Genomic DNA, 387 nt, shown 5'->3' with positions numbered 1-387 from the left:
GGCCACGGACGGCAAGCGCCCGGTCATCCTGGGCAACGTCCAGTTCCCAGAGTCCTCCGGGACAACGGACGTGCCCTGACACGCGGTTGGCGGCAGGGGCACGTCTCAATGCAGATGCTGCCCGACAACACGCACGGGCTGAAGGCGAGGCCGCGCACGGGCCGCCGCCGACGTGCGGCACCTCGCGCAGCGGCCCTCAGCGCGAAGTAGCTGCCGCGATGTTAGGTTTCACCATCTATGCGAACTATTCTCGCTTTGTGGCTTTCGCTGCTGGCCGCGTCGTTGGGCTGCTCCACGACTCCGGATGCTCACTTGGCGGCGGTGGAGTGCGATGAGCTTCAAGACGACCAGTGCGTCACCATGCTGTGCCTGGGTGACGCCTGCGGC

Annotated in this window: 1 pseudogene; it reads left to right on the top strand. The window is 66.7% G+C overall.

Annotated elements, in window-relative coordinates:
* Window positions 1-237 precede the first annotated feature (237 nt).
* Window positions 238-387: pseudogene (locus G4D83_RS47440) on the top strand (SitA6 family polymorphic toxin lipoprotein); the annotation flags it as partial.

The sequence above is a fragment of the Myxococcus eversor genome, from assembly GCF_010894455.1.
GTDB lineage: Bacteria > Myxococcota > Myxococcia > Myxococcales > Myxococcaceae > Myxococcus > Myxococcus eversor.
Note: the sequence above shows the minus strand (reverse complement) of the source record. Positions and strands in the feature narration are given on the sequence as shown.